Origin of the sequence: Citrobacter sp. Cb041, assembly GCF_030336655.1 — a bacterium.
Taxonomy (GTDB): Bacteria; Pseudomonadota; Gammaproteobacteria; order Enterobacterales; family Enterobacteriaceae; genus Citrobacter; species Citrobacter braakii.
In genome coordinates, this window is record NZ_JAOWDD010000042.1 from 328,033 (window position 1) to 347,777 (window position 19,745).

Genomic DNA, 19,745 nt, shown 5'->3' on the forward strand with positions numbered 1-19,745 from the left:
AACGTAAGATGCAAAAAAAAACGGCCCCAATTCGGGACCGTTTATGGTGAAACTAAAACTTATCTGGATGAATTAAGCGGATTTCTTCGCTTTCTTCTCAGCTTTCGGCGCTGCTACTGCTTCAGTCTTAACGGCGGTTTGATCTTCGCTGTATTCACGACCGTAGTAGGTATCCATCAGGATCTGTTTCAGTTCAGAAATCAGCGGGTAACGCGGGTTAGCACCAGTACACTGGTCATCAAACGCATCTTCAGACAGTTTGTCCACGTGTGCCAGGAAGTCAGCTTCCTGAACGCCAGCTTCACGGATAGACTTAGGAATACCCAGTTCAGCTTTGATTTCGTCAAGCCAGCCCAGCAGTTTCTGGATTTTTGCAGCAGTACGGTCGCCCGGTGCGCTCAGACCCAGATGGTCTGCGATTTCAGCGTAGCGACGACGAGCCTGCGGACGGTCGTACTGGCTGAATGCAGTCTGTTTAGTCGGGTTGTCGTTCGCGTTATAACGAATAACGTTGCTGATCAGCAGGGCGTTCGCCAGACCGTGAGGAATGTGGAACTGAGAACCCAGCTTGTGCGCCATTGAGTGACATACACCCAGGAAGGCGTTAGCAAACGCAATACCGGCGATGGTTGCTGCACTGTGTACACGCTCACGCGCTACCGGGTTCTTAGAACCTTCGTGGTAGGACGCTGGCAGGTTTTCTTTCAGCAGTTTCAGCGCTTGCAGAGCCTGACCGTCGGAGAACTCAGAAGCCAGCACGGATACGTAAGCTTCCAGGGCGTGAGTGACGGCATCCAGACCACCGAACGCACACAGGGACTTAGGCATATCCATCACCAGGTTGGCATCAACAATCGCCATATCCGGAGTCAGCGCATAGTCTGCCAGCGGGTATTTCTGACCAGTTGCATCGTCAGTAACAACCGCAAACGGAGTAACTTCAGAACCGGTACCGGAAGTGGTGGTGACGGCAACCATCTTCGCTTTTACGCCCATTTTCGGGAACTTGTAGATACGTTTACGGATGTCCATAAAGCGCAGTGCCAGTTCTTCGAAGTGGGTTTCTGGGTGTTCGTACATAACCCACATGATTTTCGCGGCGTCCATCGGGGAACCGCCACCCAGCGCGATGATCACGTCTGGTTTAAAGGAGTTAGCCAGCTCAGCACCTTTGCGTACAACGGTCAGAGTTGGGTCAGCTTCAACTTCAAAGAACACTTCGGTTTCAACGCCAGCAGCTTTCAGCACGGAGGTGATCTGGTCAGCATAGCCATTGTTAAACAGGAAGCGGTCGGTCACGATCAGCGCACGTTTGTGACCATCGGTAATCACTTCATCCAGTGCGATTGGCAGAGAGCCACGACGGAAGTAGATAGATTTCGGAAGTTTGTGCCACAACATGTTTTCAGCTCGCTTAGCAACGGTTTTCTTGTTGATCAGGTGCTTAGGACCAACGTTTTCAGAGATGGAGTTACCACCCCAGGAACCACAACCCAGAGTCAGGGAAGGCGCGAGTTTAAAGTTGTACAGGTCACCGATACCACCCTGAGAAGCTGGGGTGTTAATCAGGATACGTGCGGTTTTCATCATCTGACCGAAGTAAGCAACACGTTCTGGCTGGTTGTCCTGGTCGGTGTACAGGCAAGAGGTATGACCGATACCACCCATCGCAACCAGTTTTTCAGCTTTAATAACGGCGTCTTCGAAGTCTTTCGCACGGTACATTGCCAGCGTAGGAGACAATTTTTCGTGAGCGAACGGTTCGCTTTCGTCAACAACTGTCACTTCACCGATCAGAATCTTAGTGGTTTCTGGTACGGAGAAGCCTGCCAGTTCAGCAATTTTGTATGCCGGCTGACCAACGATAGCCGCGTTCAGCGCGCCATTTTTCAGGATAACGTCCTGAACGGCTTTCAGCTCTTTGCCTTGCAGCATGTAGCCACCGTGAGTCGCGAAACGCTCACGTACTGCGTCGTATACAGAGTCAACAACGACAACGGACTGTTCAGAAGCACAAATTACGCCGTTATCGAAGGTTTTAGACATCAGAACAGATGCAACAGCACGTTTGATATCAGCGGTTTCATCGATAACCACAGGGGTGTTACCTGCGCCTACACCGATTGCCGGTTTACCGGAGCTGTATGCTGCTTTAACCATGCCTGGACCACCGGTCGCAAGGATCAGGTTGATGTCCGGGTGGTGCATCAGCGCGTTTGACAGTTCTACGGAAGGTTGATCGATCCAGCCGATCAGATCTTTCGGTGCGCCAGCAGCAATTGCTGCCTGCAGAACGATATCAGCAGCTTTGTTAGTGGCATCTTTAGCACGCGGATGCGGAGAGAAGATGATGGCGTTACGCGTCTTCAGGCTGATCAGTGATTTGAAGATTGCAGTAGAAGTCGGGTTAGTGGTTGGAACGATACCGCAGATGATACCAATCGGTTCAGCGATGGTAATGGTACCGAAAGTGTGGTCTTCAGCCAGCACACCACAGGTTTTTTCGTCTTTATATGCGTTATAAATGTATTCGGAAGCAAAGTGGTTTTTAATCACTTTATCTTCGACGATGCCCATGCCAGATTCGGCAACGGCCATTTTCGCGAGAGGGATTCGAGCGTCTGCGGCAGCCAGAGCGGCGGCACGGAAGATTTTGTCAACCTGTTCTTGAGTGAAACTGGCATATTCACGCTGGGCTTTTTTTACGCGCTCTACAAGTGCGTTAAGTTCAGCGACATTAGTAACAGCCATAATGCTCTCCTGATAATGTTAAACTTTTTTAGTAAATCATCTGCTCGATACGAGAGTATAGACAGATCGACGAAAATTTGTGTAACGTTTTGAAAATCAAACGGTTAATTAACGTCCACTTTACCTTGATTTACTAAAAGAGCTTATACGCTAGCGCCACTTAATTCTAACGCGCTACCTCCAGGTGGCGTAAGCAAGATTACTCACTTCTGAGTAGTAATTGCGTGATCTGGATCAAAATTTCGCAAGGCTGACACCTTTCAGCAGGCCCTTTTAGCGTTTATCGGTAAGTGTTAATGAATTGATGGGGTGAATGCTATTAACATTAGCATATTTAATACATATTAATAACACCAAGTATTGGAAGTGTATTTACGTAGATATACACAGATAGAAGGTGAAGTATGCTGACAAAAGGCGTATCTTCAGCGCGGATTTTATCAATTTTTATGACTCATTTTATCCGGCTAACGCTTCGGAGCTAACCGTGATCCAAACGCTATTTGATTTTCCTGTCTATTTTAAATTTTTCATTGGGTTATTCGCATTGGTTAACCCGGTCGGGATCATCCCAGTCTTTATCAGTATGACCAGCTATCAAACGGCTGCTGCGCGAAATAAAACCAACCTTACGGCAAACCTGTCGGTTGCCATCATCCTGTGGACCTCGCTGTTCCTTGGTGACGGTATTCTGCAGCTCTTCGGTATCTCGATAGATTCGTTCAGGATTGCCGGCGGCATTCTGGTGGTGACTATCGCAATGTCGATGATTAGCGGAAAACTGGGCGAAGATAAGCAAAACAAACAGGAAAAATCAGAAACAGCAATCCGCGAAAGTATCGGCGTAGTGCCGCTGGCATTGCCGTTAATGGCGGGGCCGGGGGCGATAAGCTCAACTATTGTTTGGGGTACGCGCTATCACAGTGCGATTAACCTGTTTGGTTTTTTTGTGGCGATTGCGTTGTTTGCCCTGTGCTGTTGGGGACTGTTCCGCATGGCACCGTGGCTGGTACGGCTGCTGGGCCAAACCGGTATCAACGTCATTACGCGTATTATGGGGTTGTTGTTAATGGCCTTAGGGATCGAATTCATTGTGACTGGAATCAAGTCCATTTTCCCCGGTTTACTTGCCTGATATTCCTCTTCGGCATCAACGGAGCCTCTTTCGGCTCCGTTTCCTTTCGTTATTAGTAAAACTTCTCACTAAAGTTGAAAATCAGCATAGAAATATAAAAAACTCTGATGGCCATTCATTAATTTATTCATTGATTTTATAGATATAACGCTCAGTAGGCCACCAGAGGGATCCCGACGTCACTGTTATTTTATTAACATCATACTCTGGGGCTTGCTGAAGGATTATCGAAATGTTATTAGTTATTTCAGCGTTTTTTTTAGATGAATGTGCTAATTAATAACCAATTGTTAAATTTATGTGCATTTTGGCGTGGTGTTGACACAGGACTGGGGGGTTAACACTGCGTGTGATGCAATATATTGATTTTTATCGTTTTATTGTCACAATCTTTCATTCGTAAGACTTTTTTAGTGAGATTTATTTCCAATAAAAGAGAATTGGTTAACAAATTTGTAAAATGTATTGGCGGTTAAGAAACGCATTTGATACTTTCCGGCCAGGTATTATGCAGAAGAATTCACGTTGATGAGAATCATTTTCAATTAGTTTCTCTCAACAGGGTAATAACGTGTTTCCGGCAGGGGAGGCACGTAGGCAATCGACGCAAGGCGGTCATACGAATCGCCAGAAATAAATAAAGTCGGTGATAGCAAGCAGTAAAACAAGAAACTACCTGACGGCAGAAAATCTCCGGTGCCGTACAGGGATCCTGACAGGATTAACAGTCTGGTTAAAAAACCAGCCATAATAATGAGGGAGTACAAACACAATGACTAACATCACTAAAAAAAGTTTAGTAGCTGCGGGGATCCTAACTGCGCTAATCGCTGGGAATGTTGCTACGGCGGCAGTTGTACCAGCCGGTGTGCAGCTTGCTGAAAAGCAGACTCTGGTGCGTAATAACGGTTCGGAAGTTCAGTCACTCGATCCACATAAAATCGAAGGTGTACCTGAATCCAATATCAACCGTGACCTGTTTGAAGGTTTATTAATCAGCGATGTCGATGGCAAACCATCGCCTGGCGTGGCTGAAAAGTGGGAAAATAAAGACTTTAAGGTGTGGACATTCCATCTGCGTAAAGACGCTAAATGGTCTGACGGCACGCCTGTTACCGCGCAAGATTTCGTGTATAGCTGGCAACGCCTGGCTAATCCAAATACCGCGTCACCGTACGCCAGTTATTTACAGTACGGTCACATTGTCAATATTGACGATATTATCGCCGGCAAAAAGCCGATCACCGATCTCGGTGTCAAAGCTCTCGACGATCATACATTTGAAGTCACCCTGAGCGAGCCTGTTCCTTATTTCTACAAATTGCTTGTGCACTCATCCGTTTCTCCGGTTCCTAAAGCAGCGGTTGAAAAATACGGTGAGAAATGGACCCAGCCCGCTAACATCGTTACCAACGGCGCCTATAAGCTGAAAGACTGGGTGGTCAACGAGCGCATTGTACTTGAGCGTAACACCAACTACTGGGACAACGCCAAAACGGTTATTAACCAGGTTACCTACCTGCCAATTTCTTCTGAAGTGACTGACGTTAACCGCTATCGCAGCGGTGAAATCGACATGACCTATAACAACATGCCGATCGAGTTATTCCAGAAACTGAAAAAAGAGATCCCGAACGAAGTTCACGTTGACCCGTATCTGTGCACCTATTATTACGAAATCAACAACCAGAAAGCACCGTTCAACGATGTTCGTGTTCGTACCGCCCTGAAACTGGCGTTGGATCGTGACATTATCGTCAACAAAGTTAAAAACCAGGGGGACCTGCCGGCGTATAGCTTTACCCCTCCTTACACCGATGGCGCGAAACTGGTTGAACCTGAGTGGTTCAAATGGTCTCAGGAAAAACGTAATGAAGAAGCGAAAAAACTGCTGGCTGAAGCCGGGTATACCGCTGAAAAACCGTTGACCTTTGACCTGCTGTATAACACCTCAGATCTGCATAAAAAGCTGGCCATCGCAGCGGCATCTATCTGGAAGAAAAATCTGGGCGCCAACGTGAAGCTGGAAAACCAGGAATGGAAAACATTCCTCGATACGCGCCATCAGGGTAACTATGATGTTTCGCGTGCAGGCTGGTGTGCGGATTACAACGAACCAACATCCTTCCTGAATATGGTGCTGTCTGACAGCTCCAACAACACCGTCCACTATAAGAGCCCGGCGTTTGATAAGCTGATTGCGGATACGCTGAAAGTGACTGATGAAGCGCAGCGCAGCGAACTTTATTCGAAAGCGGAACAGCAGCTGGATAAAGATTCTGCGATTGTACCGGTTTATTACTATGTTAACGCCCGCCTGGTGAAACCATGGGTTGGCGGATACTCCGGTAAAGACCCGATGGATAATATCCACGTTAAAGACTTGTATATTATCAAGCATTAATGGCAAGACGTGGGGCAATCATTTTGCCCCACAGTGTCTTTTTCTTCGAACTATTAACACCGCTTTACCTGAACGTCGGGGTAGAAGAGGTGTAAAGGCACACGCCAGAAGGTACGGGCAATGTTAAAATTTATATTACGTCGCTGTCTGGAAGCGATTCCGACGCTGTTTATACTTATTACGATTTCATTCTTTATGATGCGCCTTGCGCCGGGAAGTCCATTCACCGGGGAACGCGCGTTACCGCCAGAAGTACTGGCTAATATCGAAGCGAAATATCATCTTAACGATCCTATCTCGACGCAGTACTTCAGCTACCTCAAGCAGCTGGCGCATGGCGATTTTGGGCCATCTTTTAAATATAAAGACTATACGGTAAACGACCTTGTGGCATCGAGCTTTCCGGTTTCTGCGAAGCTGGGAGCTGCGGCCTTTATTCTGGCGGTCCTCGTTGGCGTTAGCGCTGGGGTGATAGCCGCGCTGAAACAAAATACGCGTTGGGACTACACGGTGATGGGGGTGGCAATGACCGGGGTGGTTATCCCCAGTTTCGTGGTCGCTCCCTTATTAGTCATGATATTTGCCATAACCTTGAAATGGCTGCCCGGAGGCGGCTGGAATGGCGGGGCGTTGAAATTTATGATCCTGCCGATGGTGGCCTTGTCACTGGCTTATATCGCCAGTATCGCCCGTATTACCCGCGGTTCGATGATTGAAGTGCTGCACTCTAACTTTATTCGTACCGCGCGTGCTAAAGGGTTGCCGATGCGGCGGATTATTTTCCGCCATGCGTTAAAACCTGCGCTGTTGCCTGTGCTGTCCTATATGGGACCAGCATTTGTCGGCATTATTACCGGTTCGATGGTTATTGAAACCATCTATGGTTTGCCGGGCATTGGCCAGCTATTCGTCAATGGCGCGTTAAACCGCGACTATTCGCTGGTCCTGAGCCTCACCATACTGGTAGGGACGCTGACCATCGTGTTTAACGCGATTGTTGACGTGCTGTATGCCGTTATCGACCCGAAAATTCGTTACTGATACTGGAGCTCGCTATGATGTTAAGTAAGAAAAACAGCGAAGCGCTGGAAAATTTCAGTGAAAAGCTGGAGGTCGAGGGCCGCAGTCTGTGGCAGGACGCGCGTCGACGCTTTATGCATAACCGCGCGGCGGTAGCAAGCCTGGTCGTGCTGGTGATTATTGCGCTGTTTGTGACGCTGGCGCCGATGCTGTCGCAGTTTACCTACTTCGATACCGACTGGGGCATGATGTCCAGCGCGCCGGATACAGAATCTGGACACTATTTCGGCACCGACTCGTCAGGTCGAGACCTGCTGGTTCGTGTGGCGATTGGCGGTCGCATCTCGTTGATGGTCGGCATTGCCGCGGCGTTGGTCGCGGTAGTTGTCGGCACGCTATACGGTTCTCTGTCGGGCTACCTCGGCGGTAAAATCGACTCGGTGATGATGCGTCTGCTGGAAATCCTCAACTCCTTCCCGTTCATGTTCTTCGTGATTCTGCTGGTCACTTTCTTTGGGCAAAATATCCTGCTGATTTTTGTCGCTATTGGGATGGTATCCTGGCTGGATATGGCGCGTATCGTGCGTGGACAAACGCTGAGTCTCAAGCGCAAAGAGTTTATTGAAGCAGCGCAAGTGGGTGGGGTATCTACCGTGCGCATCGTTATCCGTCATATTGTGCCGAACGTGCTGGGCGTGGTGGTGGTGTACGCTTCGTTGCTGGTGCCCAGCATGATCCTGTTTGAATCCTTCCTGAGCTTTTTGGGATTAGGGACGCAGGAGCCATTAAGTAGCTGGGGGGCGTTGCTGAGTGATGGTGCCAACTCGATGGAAGTCTCACCATGGCTGCTGCTGTTCCCGGCAGGATTCTTGGTGGTCACTTTGTTCTGTTTTAACTTTATTGGCGATGGCCTGCGTGATGCCCTCGACCCGAAAGACCGTTAAGGAGTGCAGCCATGAGCGTAATTGAAACCTCAACCGCGCCGCTCGCGCAACAACAGGCTAACGCACTGCTGAACGTTAAAGATCTGCGCGTGACGTTTGCCACCCCCGACGGCGATGTGACTGCGGTAAACGATTTAAACTTTTCTCTGCGAGCTGGAGAAACGCTGGGTATTGTTGGGGAATCCGGTTCAGGGAAATCGCAAACGGCCTTTGCCCTGATGGGCCTGCTGGCGGCAAATGGCCGTATCGGCGGTTCCGCAACCTTCAACGGACGTGAAATTCTGAATTTACCGGAACGAGAGTTGAACAAACTGCGCGCCGAGCAAATCTCGATGATTTTCCAGGACCCGATGACCTCTCTCAATCCGTACATGCGAGTCGGCGAGCAGTTGATGGAAGTTCTCATGCTGCATAAAGGCATGAGCAAAGCAGAAGCCTTTGAAGAATCGGTCAGAATGCTGGATGCGGTGAAAATGCCGGAAGCGCGTAAGCGTATGAAAATGTATCCGCATGAATTCTCCGGCGGGATGCGTCAGCGCGTGATGATCGCCATGGCGCTGTTGTGCAGGCCTAAATTACTGATAGCCGATGAGCCGACTACCGCGCTCGATGTTACGGTACAGGCGCAAATCATGACCCTGCTGAATGAACTGAAAAGCGAATTCAACACTGCGATTATCATGATCACCCACGATCTGGGAGTAGTTGCCGGTATTTGCGATAAAGTTTTGGTGATGTACGCCGGACGTACCATGGAATATGGCAGTGCGCGGGATGTCTTTTATAAGCCCGTTCATCCGTATTCGATTGGTTTGCTGAATGCCGTACCTCGTCTGGATGCCGAAGGGGAAGAGATGCTGACTATTCCGGGCAACCCGCCGAACCTGTTGCGTCTACCAAAAGGCTGTCCATTCCAGCCGCGTTGCCCGCATGCGATGGAAATCTGTAGCAGTGCTCCGCCACTGGAAGAGTTTAGTCCGGGCCGCCTGCGCGCCTGCTTTAAACCGGTGGAGGAACTGGTATGAATGCGGTCACCGAACAACGAAAAGTGCTCCTTGAAATTGCCGATCTTAAAGTCCATTTCGACATTAAAGACGGCAAGCAGTGGTTCTGGCAGCCGTCTAAAACCCTGAAAGCGGTTGATGGCGTGACTCTGCGACTGTATGAAGGTGAAACCCTGGGCGTGGTTGGCGAATCAGGCTGTGGAAAATCGACTTTTGCCCGTGCGATTATTGGCCTGGTGAAAGCCACCGATGGAAAAGTCGCCTGGCTGGGTAAAGATTTGCTGGGCATGAGACCCGATGAGTGGCGGGAAGTGCGTAGCGATATTCAGATGATTTTCCAGGATCCGCTGGCATCACTGAACCCGCGCATGACCATCGGTGAAATCATTGCCGAACCGCTGCGGACTTATCATCCGAACCTGTCTGGTCAGGAAGTCCGCGACCGTGTGAAGGCGATGATGATGAAGGTGGGGTTGCTGCCAAATCTGATTAACCGCTACCCGCATGAGTTTTCCGGCGGTCAGTGTCAGCGTATTGGTATTGCCCGGGCGCTGATCCTCGAGCCGAAGCTGATTATTTGCGATGAACCGGTTTCGGCACTGGACGTATCCATTCAAGCCCAGGTGGTGAACCTGTTACAACAGCTCCAGCGTGAAATGGGATTATCGTTAATCTTCATTGCTCACGACCTGGCGGTGGTGAAACATATCTCCGATCGTGTGCTGGTCATGTATCTCGGACACGCGGTGGAATTAGGGACTTATGATGAGGTGTACCATAATCCGCTGCACCCTTATACCAAAGCGTTGATGTCTGCAGTGCCGATACCCGACCCGGATCAGGAAAGGAACAAGGTTATCCAGTTGCTGGAAGGCGAATTGCCGTCGCCGATTAACCCTCCTTCCGGCTGCGTGTTCCGTACGCGCTGCCCGATTGCCGGACCGGAATGCGCAAAAACCCGCCCGGTTCTCGAAGGAAGTTTCCGTCACGCAGTTTCCTGCCTGAAAGTAGACCCGCTATAATCCTGAGGGCTGACAAAGGTCAGCCCTTCTTTTTGGTGAGGTATATGTGTCAGGTTTAGTCTCTTCTGTCCGCCGCGCGCTCTATCGCAAATTATTCGATTTAAACACCCTTTCAGGGCGTCGCTTTGAAGGTATGTGCGCGCTGTTCGCCTTGCTCAGCGTTATTGTTATCTTCATTGAGTCCGGGGTCGGGACGCAATACCATTTAACCTTTGAGGAATGGCGCATTTTTGTCTGGCTGGAGGTCTTTATTACTCTGGTCTTTACCCTCGAATATTTTCTTCGCTTGTGCAGTTGGGCCAATCCCGCTAAATATGTGTTTAGCTTCTGGGGGATTATCGATCTGGCCACCATTTTACCGCTGTACGTGATGTGGCTATGGCCTGAAATCAGTCTGAGCTATGTCTTCGCCTGGCGAGCGATGCGTGTCCTGCGCGTCTTGCGTATTCTCAAGCTGCTGCGTTTTATGCCTTCTCTGCGAGTGTTCTGGAATGCGTTAAAAAGCGCCCGTCATCAACTGATGTTGTTCTATTCCTTTATTGCCATTCTGATGGTTGTTTTCGGCGCGATGATGTATCTGATAGAAGGGCCCAAATATGGCTTTACTACGCTGAATGCGTCTGTGTATTGGGCAATTGTTACGGTCACCACCGTCGGCTACGGTGACATTACACCGCACACGCCGTTGGGACGCATGGTGGCGTCAGTGCTTATCCTGATTGGATACTCTGTGATTGCGATACCGACCGGATTGATAACCACACACATGAGCAGTGCGTTTCAACAGCGCGGATATCAGCGTAGATGTCCACAGTGTCAGCAGGCGCAGCATGAACATAGTGCGCAGTTTTGTAACCGCTGCGGAAGTAAACTGCCGGGCTAAAAATGAAAAAAGCTGCGAGAGCAGCTTTTTTGTTTGTTACTCGCGCCAAAGAATATGGCAGAGTTTGTGATCTTTTTCGCGACATAATAAAACGCGCGCAAAAATATCGTTAATCTCGCCGTCTTCTGTATCTGCCAGACCAATCACCACTTCGGCAAAGAAGTCAGGGTTCAGGTCAAAATCAACATGCTCCTGCCAGTCTTCTGCCGGGTCGAATAACTCGGCACCACCGCGCTCTTCAAACTGTAAATTAAACAGAATGATGTCGGCTGGATCCAGGTTGTCCGCAGCCAGTTCGAGAAAAATATCGTAAGCCTGCTCAAGCGTTTCGTCTTCAGTCAGGCGATTGTTCAAATCCATATCCATAATGACTACCTGTTTACTGTCTGATGGGCACGTTTTACAGCAACGGACTAAAGAAGTAAAACAGTCGCTCAGCGATCCGCTGCCAGAGTGGTCGTTTTACCCACAAACGGGCATCAAGCAGACGGGAACGCGAAATATAATCATCCTGTACTGCCGCGAGATCGCCACCGAATCCGACATCATCAATGACCAGCGTGATTTCAAAATTGAGCCACAGACTGCGCATATCCAGGTTAACGGTACCGACCAGGCTCAGCTCGCCATCGACCAGTACGCTCTTGGTGTGCAGCAAGCCACCTTCGAACTGATAGATTTTAACGCCAGCCGCCAGCAGCTCAGTGAAAAAGGCCCGGCTTGCCCAGCCAACCAGCAGGGAATCATTCTTGCGTGGAAGAATAATACTGACGTCAACCCCGCGCTGCGCCGCTGTACAGATCGCGTGCAGCAGATCGTCGCTGGGAACGAAGTAGGGCGTGGTCATAATTAAATATTCACGCGCCGAATAAGCCGCGGTTAACAGCGCCTGATGAATCAAATCTTCAGGGAAGCCAGGTCCCGAAGCGATAGTGTGAATGGTGTGGCCGCTGGCCTGCTCAAATGGCATGATATTGACGTCTGGCGGCGGGGGCAGAATGCGCTTGCCGGTCTCAATTTCCCAGTCGCAGGAATAGACAATGCCCATAGCGGTGGCTACCGGGCCTTCCATTCTCGCCATCAAATCCACCCATTGCCCGACGCCGGCATCTTGTTTGAAGAAACGGGGATCGACCATGTTCATGCTGCCGGTATAAGCAATATAGTTATCGATCATGATCATTTTGCGGTGCTGACGCAGGTCCATACGGCGTAAAAATACACGCATCAGGTTTACTTTCAGCGCTTCAACAACCTCGATACCCGCGTTACGCATCATCGCGGCCCATGGGCTGCGAAAGAACGCCACGCTACCCGCGGAGTCCAGCATCAGGCGGCAGTGAATTCCACGCCTTGCGGCAGCCATTAATGACTCGGCGACCTGATCGGCCATACCGCCTGGTTGCCAGATGTAGAACACCATCTCTATGTTGTGACGCGCCAGTTGAATATCACGGATCAATGCCTGCATCACGTCCTCTGAACTGGTGAGCAACTGCAGTTGATTCCCTTTAACGCCAGCGATTCCCTGACGACGCTCGCACAGCTTAAATAAGGATGACGCGACGCTGCTGTTTTCCTGCGCAAAAATATGCTTACAGGCTTTAAGATCGTTCAGCCACTTGGCCGTTGACGGCCACATTGCCCGGGCGCGTTCGGCGCGACGTTTACCCAGGTGGAGCTCACCGAAGGAAAGATAAGCAATGATCCCTACCAATGGCAGAATATAGATGATCAAAAGCCAGGCCATTGCGGAGGGCACTGCGCGTCGTTTCATTAGAATGCGTAATGTTACGCCAGCAATGAGTACCCAGTAACCCAGAATGACCAGCCAACTCACCACGGTGTAGAAGGTTGTCATAAATTTAAAAATCCTTTTGAAAGCGTATTGTTAAGAGTTTACGCATCAGGATTAATCTGGCAAATAAAAACACGGGAAAACCACTGGTCTGCATTCGGTGTGGCGTTATAATGGCCGCTCAGTGACTGAAAGAGTAGTAAACATGAAGCGTAGTAGAACGGAAGTGGGACGCTGGCGGATGCTGCGTCAGGCTAGCCGCCGTAAAGCACGTTGGCTTGAAGGACAATCGCGCCGTAATATGCGTATCCATACCATCAGAAAGTGTATTCTCAACCATCAACGTAACTCGTTGCTGTTTGCGATCCACAACATCTGATCTCAAAAGGGCACCGCTGTCGGTGCCCAATGTCTGCTTTTCGTTTTGTTTTTAAAATACTTTTTTGTACGGTTTTACTGAAACCTGCGCGTAAACACCTGCCGCCACGTAGGGATCGGCTTCCGCCCACGCCTGCGCGGCTTCTAAAGATTCAAATTCTGCAATCACCGTTGAGCCGGTAAAGCCTGCGGCGCCCGGATCGTTACTGTCAACCGCTGGCATAGGACCCGCCGTGAGCAAACGGCCTTCGTCATGAAGGAGTTGCAGACGAGCCAGATGAGCAGGGCGTACGGAAAGACGTTTTTCGAGAGAGTCTGCGATATCTTGAGCGTAAATAACGTACAGCACGGGTAGAGCTCCTTGAACGGTAAAAGGTCATATTTACGTTATTGGAAAGGCCTGGTAACTGCAACGGAAAGATAACTAATATGTTAAGGCCATACTTTGAAAATGGTTTTTTATCATAAAATCGCGTTTTAAATGCCAGTTAGCTTCACGGTCTTATTGAATATGATTGCTATTTGCATTTAAAATCGGGGCCTGGTTTTTTTACTGAAACGATTATGACTTCAATGACCCTTGATTTACCTCGTCGCTTTCCCTGGCCTACGTTACTTTCTGTCGGCATTCATGGTGCTGTAGTGGCAGGTTTGCTGTATACCTCGGTACATCAGGTTATTGAACTGCCTGCGCCAGCGCAGCCGATCTCCGTTACGATGGTTGCGCCTGCCGATCTTGAACCGCCTCAGGCCGTTCAGCCGCCGCCGGAACCTGTCGTCGAGCCTGAACCGGAGCCAGAACCGATCCCCGAACCGCCAAAAGAAGCGCCGGTAGTGATTGAGAAACCGAAGCCCAAGCCTAAACCGAAGCCAAAACCGGTGAAAAAGGTGGAAGAGCAGCCGAAGCGTGATGTTAAACCAGCAGAGCCGCGTCCGACGTCCCCGTTTGAAAATACGGCGCCTGCGCGTCCAACAACCAGTACCGCTCCGGCAACCACTAAACCGGCGGTGAGCGTACCATCGGGTCCGCGAGCCTTAAGTCGTAATCAGCCTCAATATCCGGCACGTGCACAGGCGTTGCGCATTGAAGGCCGTGTGAAGGTCAAATTTGACGTGACCTCGGATGGCCGGGTTGAAAATGTGGAAGTTCTGTCCGCACAGCCTGCGAATATGTTTGAGCGTGAAGTGAAAAATGCGATGCGCAGATGGCGTTATGAAGCCGGTAAGCCAGGCTCCGGGCTGGTGGTGAATATTGTTTTCCGCCTGAACGGCACAACACAGATCGAGTAAGCATCAGGCCGGATTTGGCGTTACGCCGCCAAATCCGGCAGAATGATTGCCGGATGGCGATGCTTGCGCGTGCTATCAGGCCAGGGAGGGAATCGGCCGCGGTTTACCGTCTTTATCAACGGCAACGTAGATAAACAGGGCTTCGGTAGCTTTATAACGCTGACCGATAGGTTCTGAAGCGACTTTCTTCACCCAGACTTCAATATTAATGCTGATCGAGGTCGTCCCGCGTTTCACGCAGCGTGCATAGCAACAAACCACATCGCCCACGGCAACCGGGCGCAAAAAGCTCATTCCTTCAACCCGCACCGTTACCACGCGACCATGTGCGATCTCTTTGGCCTGAATAGCGCCACCTATATCCATTTGTGACATCAGCCAGCCACCAAAAATATCACCGTTCGCGTTGGTATCGGCAGGCATAGCCAGAGTGCGTAAAACCAGTTCGCCCTGGGGAGTGTTATTCGTTGTTGTCATTGTAGAACCGACTATAGAGAAAGATTACAGGCGCGATGCTACTAGAATTTACGCGCTGAGAACAGAGGGGATGCGGCCTGCGGGGCGGAAGTAAGCCAGGTTTGATGGCAACAAGGAACGCGAAGGGATAAAAATTCGCCAGATCCGGAGATCTGGCGAGCATTTGTTACGATTTATCTTCCTGCGGAAGGTGGCGGTAAATATAGACTCCGCTCAGTAACGTAAATAGTAAAGTCAGGGCGGTCAGGCCGAACACTTTAAAGTTGACCCAAATATTCTGCGGTAGCCAAAACGCGATATAGATATTCGCCAGACCGCACAGGATAAAGAAGACGGCCCAGGCGAAGTTAAGTTTTGTCCAAACCGGCTGTGGCAAGCTCAGCTCTTTACCTAACATGCGCTGAATCAGCGGCTTTTTCATTACCCATTGGCTAACCAGCAGCGCACCGGCAAACAGCCCGTAAATCACCGTTACTTTCCACTTAATGAATTCATCATTGTGGAAGAAGATGGTCAGGCCACCGAACACGGCTACCAGAACAAAAGTGATCAATGCCATCTTCTCGACCTTGCGATAGCGGACCCAGCTGTAAATCAAAACCACAGCCGTCGCAACAATCAGCGCCGAGGTCGCCGCGTAGATGTCATAGAGCTTATAAAAAGCAAAAAAGACAACCAGCGGTAAAAAATCAAGAAACTGCTTCATTCTTCGATTCCGTCATCAAAAGCACCGGGTACAAGCCCGGAATGCGTTCAGGGTTTATTGGCGAATTAGCATGTACAGGCGGAACAAATAGATCAGCAATACGGCGGAGATCATATTGCTCAGCGTATTCGCCAATACCGCGCCTACATTTGGCGTAAGTACCGCAAAACTTGGCGCAAAAAGCAACAACAACGTTTTTGCCAGCAGCCAACCGATCACTGCTGGTGCAACCAGGCGCATATTCGACCACGCCAGACGCATACTGTTGCGCATCGCGGCAAAGACACCCATTTTGTCCTGTACTAACATCACCGGTGCAAGTGCCAGCAGGATAGCCAGCAGAATACCGGGTACCACCACCAGCATAATACCGATTTGCACCAGCAGAGTAGTCAGAAAAATCAGAATAAACAGCTTCGGCAAAACCGGCGCGCTGGCACCGATGGCGCGTAACGCGCTGACCCGATGACCGGCTGAAATCAGCTGAATCATCAGGATAATACCTCCGGCGAGGATGGCATTACCAATCAGACCGGAAAACGTCGACGCCGCGGAAGCGCGTAGCAAAATTTGCTGTTGCTCCGGGGTCATGTTTTGCACCAGATCGAACAATCCCACGCTGCTGGTTAACTGATCGCCTTCACTGAGTTGCGCAATTTGTGCGTCGGTGGGAGAAAAGGCATGCCCTAACACCACTGTGATAAACGCGCACAACAACGATACCAGCAAGATGGTAATGAATTGATTACGGAAAAAGTTTCCCGTGTCACGGTAAACGGATTTCGCCGTGATAGACATGCACTCTCCTTGAGTTTTGCAGGTGTTCATTTGTGGGCAATTGTACCCTGGATAACTCTACAGTGGCAGCATCGCGCGGTGTATGGAAAAGCATATCTTTGTAAAGCCCCGGTAATTTTTGACTATGACTTCAGCGTCATGCAAGAACGTTGGTTGTTCTCTGCGCATCACGAACAAATAACCATCGCTATTCTGCAACGGAGGTCAGGTACTTGCGTGGCGAAAATATATCAAAATTGATCTGAATTGGGTTAACCAGGATTTTGAATGCAAGTTCTAACTTAATCTGGATCAATAAATGTTAAATTATCAAAGTCAATGTGATCCAGGTTAGATCACTTATTACTCCAATGTGGGTATATTCGTTCCGCTTTTATAACCATAACGATGGAGCGGACATGAAAAAATTAACAGTTGCAGCAGTGGCTTTAACAACTCTTCTCTCTGGTAACGTATTTGCGCATGAGGCCGGAGAATTCTTTATTCGTGCAGGTTCTGCCACCGTCAGACCGACGGAAGGCGCGGGTGGTACGCTGGGAAGCCTGGGTGGCTTTGATGTCAGCAATAACACGCAGTTGGGTCTGACATTTACCTACATGGCAACCGACAATATCGGTGTTGAATTACTGGCAGCCACGCCGTTCCGCCATAAAATTGGCACTGCCACAACAGGTGATATTGCGACCGTTCACCATTTACCGCCGACCTTAATGGCGCAGTGGTATTTCGGCGATTCCAGCAGCAAACTGCGTCCGTACGTTGGTGTCGGTGTGAACTACACCACCTTCTTTGACGAAGGCTTTAACAATAACGGCAAAGAAACCGGTTTATCTGACCTGAGCCTGAAAGACTCCTGGGGTGCAGCAGGGCAAGTGGGTATGGACTATCTGATTAACCGCGACTGGCTGATTAACATGTCGGTCTGGTACATGGATATCGACACCACCGCGAGCTACAAACTGGCTGGCGCGCAGCAGCATGACAGCGTACGCCTCGATCCGTGGGTGTTTATGTTCTCCGCGGGTTATCGCTTCTAAGTCCGTGATTAAAATACTGAAAAGCTGATCGTTCCACGGTCAGCTTTTTTATTACCAGTTTATTTCTTCCTGCCTTTCTCCCCGTCGATGTAATGCTACTCTTTAAGCAAACTGGCTTTGAGGGCATTGACGATGATGTTGACTCGACTCCTGCTACAACAAAAAATCACACTTTTGGAACCATTCACCGGAGATGAAACGGCAGAGTTCGCCGTGAGTGCCGCGCGTGACTTATTGAATTTTATGGATAAAATTGAAGTACTGGAGAAACGCATTGCGACTCCGGTTAAACTACCTTATTGCAGCGCCAGTCCTGTTTGTGAGATTGAAGCGGGCTATGCCGCAGGCGTGAGCGATTGTCGTGAGGCCATTCGTCGGGCGGGGTTTCCAATTGAGGGTGATGATTAGTTTGCATTTATGTTAACAAAAATGTGCTTTTATTGTATAAGTCTGTAACTTTAGCGCACACAACGGCGGGCTTCTAAGGCATCAGCTTAGGGACGGTTAACATTCTCAATCAACATACAGCGCAGTTATGCAACGACATAAACGGGTAACCGGTTTGGCAATATGTTAACTATCAGGGTGAACTCGTGAAGATTGTGCAGGACAAGCTCAGAAACAGGCAGGCACTGCTGGTATCAGGGCTCATTACGTTGATATTTACGTCGTTGTTTCTGTTTATAATTTATGAGCAGCGGATGGCTGCAGTCAGTGACGGTGTTAACCGCATGCAAGCGCGCATGATGGACATTTTTAACGATAATGAGCTGATCGCCGATGCGATTGGTGAGCGCTATCACCATATTAAATCGGGTGAGCAATGTGGCGATATTTCACAATTTGTTCCCCGCAATGAGATTGAATGGGGAATTAACGCTGACCCAAAGCGTCTGCATTCGGTAACGGGGACAATTATTGCCCAGCAAGCCAGCCACAACGCGCTGTGTATGTATACGGCGGCGGAGTTTATTCGCGGTATGGTTAATGAGCTAAATCCGGGCAGCTTCGATGCACATCGTTATATTATCGCCAAAAATTCAGATTATTTTTACTGGTTTATGGCTTCCGATTCGCGCAACTTCAGTTTCTCAAATTCTGAAATGGCGCGGGATCTCACCAACTTTTTCTATCCGCCGGTCGATTTCTATACCCGACTGTTGCAAAAAAACGTCAAAAACAAAGCCCTTAGTTCAACGAACTTCTATACCGATAAAATTACCGGTGAAAAAGCTTACAGCGTGGTGAGCTATATCTACGATCTGTCTGGCAAAGAGATATCAGACCAAATCGTGGCCTATCTGGTTTATGACCATTCAAAGCCCGAATTGCAGGAAGCGTTGGCTCAAGCATTTGACTACCAGCTCCCACCAGAGCTGAATGTGGAATTGGTAAATTTGACCAACAATGAAAGTCTCTGTTTATCCGGTAAATGTACAGGTCAATCCCGTTTTTTAGTGCGCAATTTTTCGGAGAAATATGCGCTGCACTATTCGCTTTCATTAGGCCGTTTTATGACGCGCGATACCCATGCCGGGATCGTGATCCTGCTGGCGCCGTTCTTTTTCATCATGATTAGTTTCTCGCTAAAATCATGGCTGAACGAAAGCGACCTGAAGGTTTATATAGACACCCTGACTGGTTGCTTTAATCGCCGAATACTCGACATCATCAAGCGCCGTGATTTATCCCACTGTTCGGTGGTGCTACTGGACTGCAATAAGTTCAAGGCCGTCAATGATACCTGGGGTCACGCGGCAGGCGATCGTGCGCTGCAAATTATCGCCAACAGGATGTTATCAAACACCCGCACCAGCCACGATATTGTGATTCGTACCGGCGGGGATGAATTTATGATCCTGCTGTTTCGCTCGCAGGCAACTGATGCCATCGCAATCGCTCAACGTATCAGCGGGCAGGTGACCAGCCATGTGTTTGTAGTGGACGGTCATACCGTGCCATTGTCAGTATCGTGGGGGATTGCAGAGGTGAACGGCGAACTGGATGTGGCTATTCAGAATGCAGATAGCGCCATGTATAAAATGAAGCACACGAAAGAAGCGTAAAACCGCCAGAAGTCTCTGGCGGTTGATTTAGC

The 19,745-nt window shown here is 49.5% G+C and carries 19 protein-coding genes and 1 pseudogene; 12 read left to right on the top strand and 8 right to left on the bottom strand.

Annotated features, from left to right (window positions below; translation table 11 throughout):
- Positions 1-72: 72 nt before the first annotated feature.
- Positions 73-2,751, bottom strand: coding sequence for a bifunctional acetaldehyde-CoA/alcohol dehydrogenase (gene adhE / locus OGV52_RS20370; RefSeq protein WP_016153272.1), 2,679 nt, complete (start codon positions 2,749-2,751; stop codon positions 73-75).
- A gap of 487 nt (positions 2,752-3,238) precedes the next feature.
- On the opposite strand from adhE, the gene ychE reads away from it, so the two are divergent.
- The 7 genes from ychE to OGV52_RS20405 all read left to right on the top strand — a co-directional run bounded on the left by ychE (position 3,239) and on the right by OGV52_RS20405 (position 11,163).
- Positions 3,239-3,886 (top strand): NAAT family transporter YchE, encoded by a 648-nt coding sequence (ychE, locus tag OGV52_RS20375; RefSeq protein ID WP_003020714.1) that lies wholly within the window; start codon positions 3,239-3,241, stop codon positions 3,884-3,886.
- Positions 3,887-4,658: 772 nt separating this feature from the next.
- Complete coding sequence (gene oppA / locus OGV52_RS20380) at positions 4,659-6,290, top strand: oligopeptide ABC transporter substrate-binding protein OppA (RefSeq protein ID WP_016153271.1); 1,632 nt, start codon at positions 4,659-4,661, stop codon at positions 6,288-6,290.
- 120 nt (positions 6,291-6,410) lie between these two features.
- The gene (gene oppB / locus OGV52_RS20385) at positions 6,411-7,331 is read left to right on the top strand and encodes an oligopeptide ABC transporter permease OppB (protein WP_003020708.1); all 921 of its coding nucleotides are present in this window, start codon (positions 6,411-6,413) and stop codon (positions 7,329-7,331) included.
- Positions 7,332-7,345: 14 nt separating this feature from the next.
- On the top strand, positions 7,346-8,254 hold the full coding sequence (oppC, locus tag OGV52_RS20390) for an oligopeptide ABC transporter permease OppC (protein WP_003020701.1): 909 nt from the start codon (positions 7,346-7,348) through the stop codon (positions 8,252-8,254).
- An 11-nt stretch (positions 8,255-8,265) separates the two neighbouring features.
- Positions 8,266-9,279 carry a murein tripeptide/oligopeptide ABC transporter ATP-binding protein OppD gene (oppD, locus tag OGV52_RS20395; RefSeq protein WP_003833364.1) on the top strand — a complete coding sequence of 338 codons (1,014 nt, stop codon included), beginning with the start codon at positions 8,266-8,268 and terminating at the stop codon, positions 9,277-9,279.
- Positions 9,276-10,280: a murein tripeptide/oligopeptide ABC transporter ATP-binding protein OppF gene (oppF, locus tag OGV52_RS20400; RefSeq protein WP_046275285.1), complete on the top strand. Its 1,005-nt coding sequence runs from the start codon at positions 9,276-9,278 to the stop codon at positions 10,278-10,280. Before oppD ends, oppF begins: the two co-directional genes overlap by 4 nt.
- Positions 10,281-10,326: 46 nt before the next feature.
- Positions 10,327-11,163, top strand: coding sequence for an ion transporter (locus OGV52_RS20405; RefSeq protein ID WP_131346102.1), 837 nt, complete (start codon positions 10,327-10,329; stop codon positions 11,161-11,163).
- A gap of 36 nt (positions 11,164-11,199) precedes the next feature.
- Here the strand turns inward: OGV52_RS20405 and OGV52_RS20410 are convergent, their stop codons facing one another.
- Both OGV52_RS20410 and cls read right to left on the bottom strand, forming a co-directional pair.
- Positions 11,200-11,529, bottom strand: a complete 330-nt coding sequence (locus OGV52_RS20410; RefSeq protein WP_003020691.1) for an HI1450 family dsDNA-mimic protein — start codon at positions 11,527-11,529, stop codon at positions 11,200-11,202.
- Positions 11,530-11,563: 34 nt separating this feature from the next.
- Positions 11,564-13,024: a cardiolipin synthase gene (gene cls / locus OGV52_RS20415; protein WP_287109062.1), complete on the bottom strand. Its 1,461-nt coding sequence runs from the start codon at positions 13,022-13,024 to the stop codon at positions 11,564-11,566.
- Between the two features lie 142 nt (positions 13,025-13,166).
- Here cls and OGV52_RS20420 point away from each other — a divergent pair, with 142 nt between their 5' ends.
- Entirely contained in the window at positions 13,167-13,340 is a 174-nt protein-coding gene (locus OGV52_RS20420) for a YciY family protein (RefSeq protein WP_016153268.1), read from the top strand.
- 51 nt (positions 13,341-13,391) lie between these two features.
- On the opposite strand, the gene OGV52_RS20425 is transcribed toward OGV52_RS20420, so the two are convergent.
- On the bottom strand, positions 13,392-13,688 hold the full coding sequence (locus OGV52_RS20425) for a YciI family protein (RefSeq protein WP_003020675.1): 297 nt from the start codon (positions 13,686-13,688) through the stop codon (positions 13,392-13,394).
- 224 nt (positions 13,689-13,912) lie between these two features.
- On the opposite strand from OGV52_RS20425, the gene tonB reads away from it, so the two are divergent.
- Positions 13,913-14,629 (top strand): TonB system transport protein TonB, encoded by a 717-nt coding sequence (gene tonB / locus OGV52_RS20430; protein WP_049282557.1) that lies wholly within the window; start codon positions 13,913-13,915, stop codon positions 14,627-14,629.
- A 75-nt stretch (positions 14,630-14,704) separates the two neighbouring features.
- Here tonB and yciA read toward each other — a convergent pair whose 3' ends face one another.
- From yciA to OGV52_RS20450, 4 genes and pseudogenes are all read right to left on the bottom strand, one after another.
- A complete protein-coding gene (gene yciA / locus OGV52_RS20435; protein ID WP_016153266.1) occupies positions 14,705-15,106 on the bottom strand; it encodes an acyl-CoA thioester hydrolase YciA in 402 nt (133 codons plus the stop codon).
- Positions 15,107-15,272: 166 nt separating this feature from the next.
- On the bottom strand, positions 15,273-15,812 hold the full coding sequence (locus OGV52_RS20440) for a septation protein A (protein ID WP_016153265.1): 540 nt from the start codon (positions 15,810-15,812) through the stop codon (positions 15,273-15,275).
- A gap of 54 nt (positions 15,813-15,866) precedes the next feature.
- Positions 15,867-16,610, bottom strand: coding sequence for a YciC family protein (locus tag OGV52_RS20445; RefSeq protein WP_016153264.1), 744 nt, complete (start codon positions 16,608-16,610; stop codon positions 15,867-15,869).
- A 28-nt stretch (positions 16,611-16,638) separates the two neighbouring features.
- Positions 16,639-16,725, bottom strand: a pseudogene (locus OGV52_RS20450) (YkgJ family cysteine cluster protein); the annotation flags it as partial.
- A 283-nt stretch (positions 16,726-17,008) separates the two neighbouring features.
- Between OGV52_RS20450 and ompW the strand changes: the two are divergent.
- The 3 genes from ompW to OGV52_RS20465 all read left to right on the top strand — a co-directional run bounded on the left by ompW (position 17,009) and on the right by OGV52_RS20465 (position 19,713).
- Positions 17,009-17,647: an outer membrane protein OmpW gene (gene ompW / locus OGV52_RS20455; protein WP_016153263.1), complete on the top strand. Its 639-nt coding sequence runs from the start codon at positions 17,009-17,011 to the stop codon at positions 17,645-17,647.
- A gap of 132 nt (positions 17,648-17,779) precedes the next feature.
- Positions 17,780-18,055 carry a hypothetical protein gene (locus tag OGV52_RS20460; protein ID WP_103766364.1) on the top strand — a complete coding sequence of 92 codons (276 nt, stop codon included), beginning with the start codon at positions 17,780-17,782 and terminating at the stop codon, positions 18,053-18,055.
- Positions 18,056-18,240: 185 nt separating this feature from the next.
- The gene (locus OGV52_RS20465) at positions 18,241-19,713 is read left to right on the top strand and encodes a GGDEF domain-containing protein (RefSeq protein ID WP_016153261.1); all 1,473 of its coding nucleotides are present in this window, start codon (positions 18,241-18,243) and stop codon (positions 19,711-19,713) included.
- Positions 19,714-19,745 lie beyond the last annotated feature (32 nt).

Coding starts and splice junctions, on each gene's coding strand:
- oppF (WP_046275285.1), top strand. CDS start 9,276: ATGAATGCGGTCACCGAACAACGAAAAGTGCTCCTTGAAATTGCCGAT.
- adhE (WP_016153272.1), bottom strand. CDS start 2,751: ATGGCTGTTACTAATGTCGCTGAACTTAACGCACTTGTAGAGCGCGTA.
- OGV52_RS20445 (WP_016153264.1), bottom strand. CDS start 16,610: ATGTCTATCACGGCGAAATCCGTTTACCGTGACACGGGAAACTTTTTC.
- yciA (WP_016153266.1), bottom strand. CDS start 15,106: ATGACAACAACGAATAACACTCCCCAGGGCGAACTGGTTTTACGCACT.
- OGV52_RS20420 (WP_016153268.1), top strand. CDS start 13,167: ATGAAGCGTAGTAGAACGGAAGTGGGACGCTGGCGGATGCTGCGTCAG.
- oppB (WP_003020708.1), top strand. CDS start 6,411: ATGTTAAAATTTATATTACGTCGCTGTCTGGAAGCGATTCCGACGCTG.
- oppD (WP_003833364.1), top strand. CDS start 8,266: ATGAGCGTAATTGAAACCTCAACCGCGCCGCTCGCGCAACAACAGGCT.
- oppC (WP_003020701.1), top strand. CDS start 7,346: ATGATGTTAAGTAAGAAAAACAGCGAAGCGCTGGAAAATTTCAGTGAA.
- oppA (WP_016153271.1), top strand. CDS start 4,659: ATGACTAACATCACTAAAAAAAGTTTAGTAGCTGCGGGGATCCTAACT.
- OGV52_RS20410 (WP_003020691.1), bottom strand. CDS start 11,529: ATGGATATGGATTTGAACAATCGCCTGACTGAAGACGAAACGCTTGAG.
- tonB (WP_049282557.1), top strand. CDS start 13,913: ATGACCCTTGATTTACCTCGTCGCTTTCCCTGGCCTACGTTACTTTCT.
- cls (WP_287109062.1), bottom strand. CDS start 13,024: ATGACAACCTTCTACACCGTGGTGAGTTGGCTGGTCATTCTGGGTTAC.
- OGV52_RS20440 (WP_016153265.1), bottom strand. CDS start 15,812: ATGAAGCAGTTTCTTGATTTTTTACCGCTGGTTGTCTTTTTTGCTTTT.
- OGV52_RS20460 (WP_103766364.1), top strand. CDS start 17,780: ATGATGTTGACTCGACTCCTGCTACAACAAAAAATCACACTTTTGGAA.
- ompW (WP_016153263.1), top strand. CDS start 17,009: ATGAAAAAATTAACAGTTGCAGCAGTGGCTTTAACAACTCTTCTCTCT.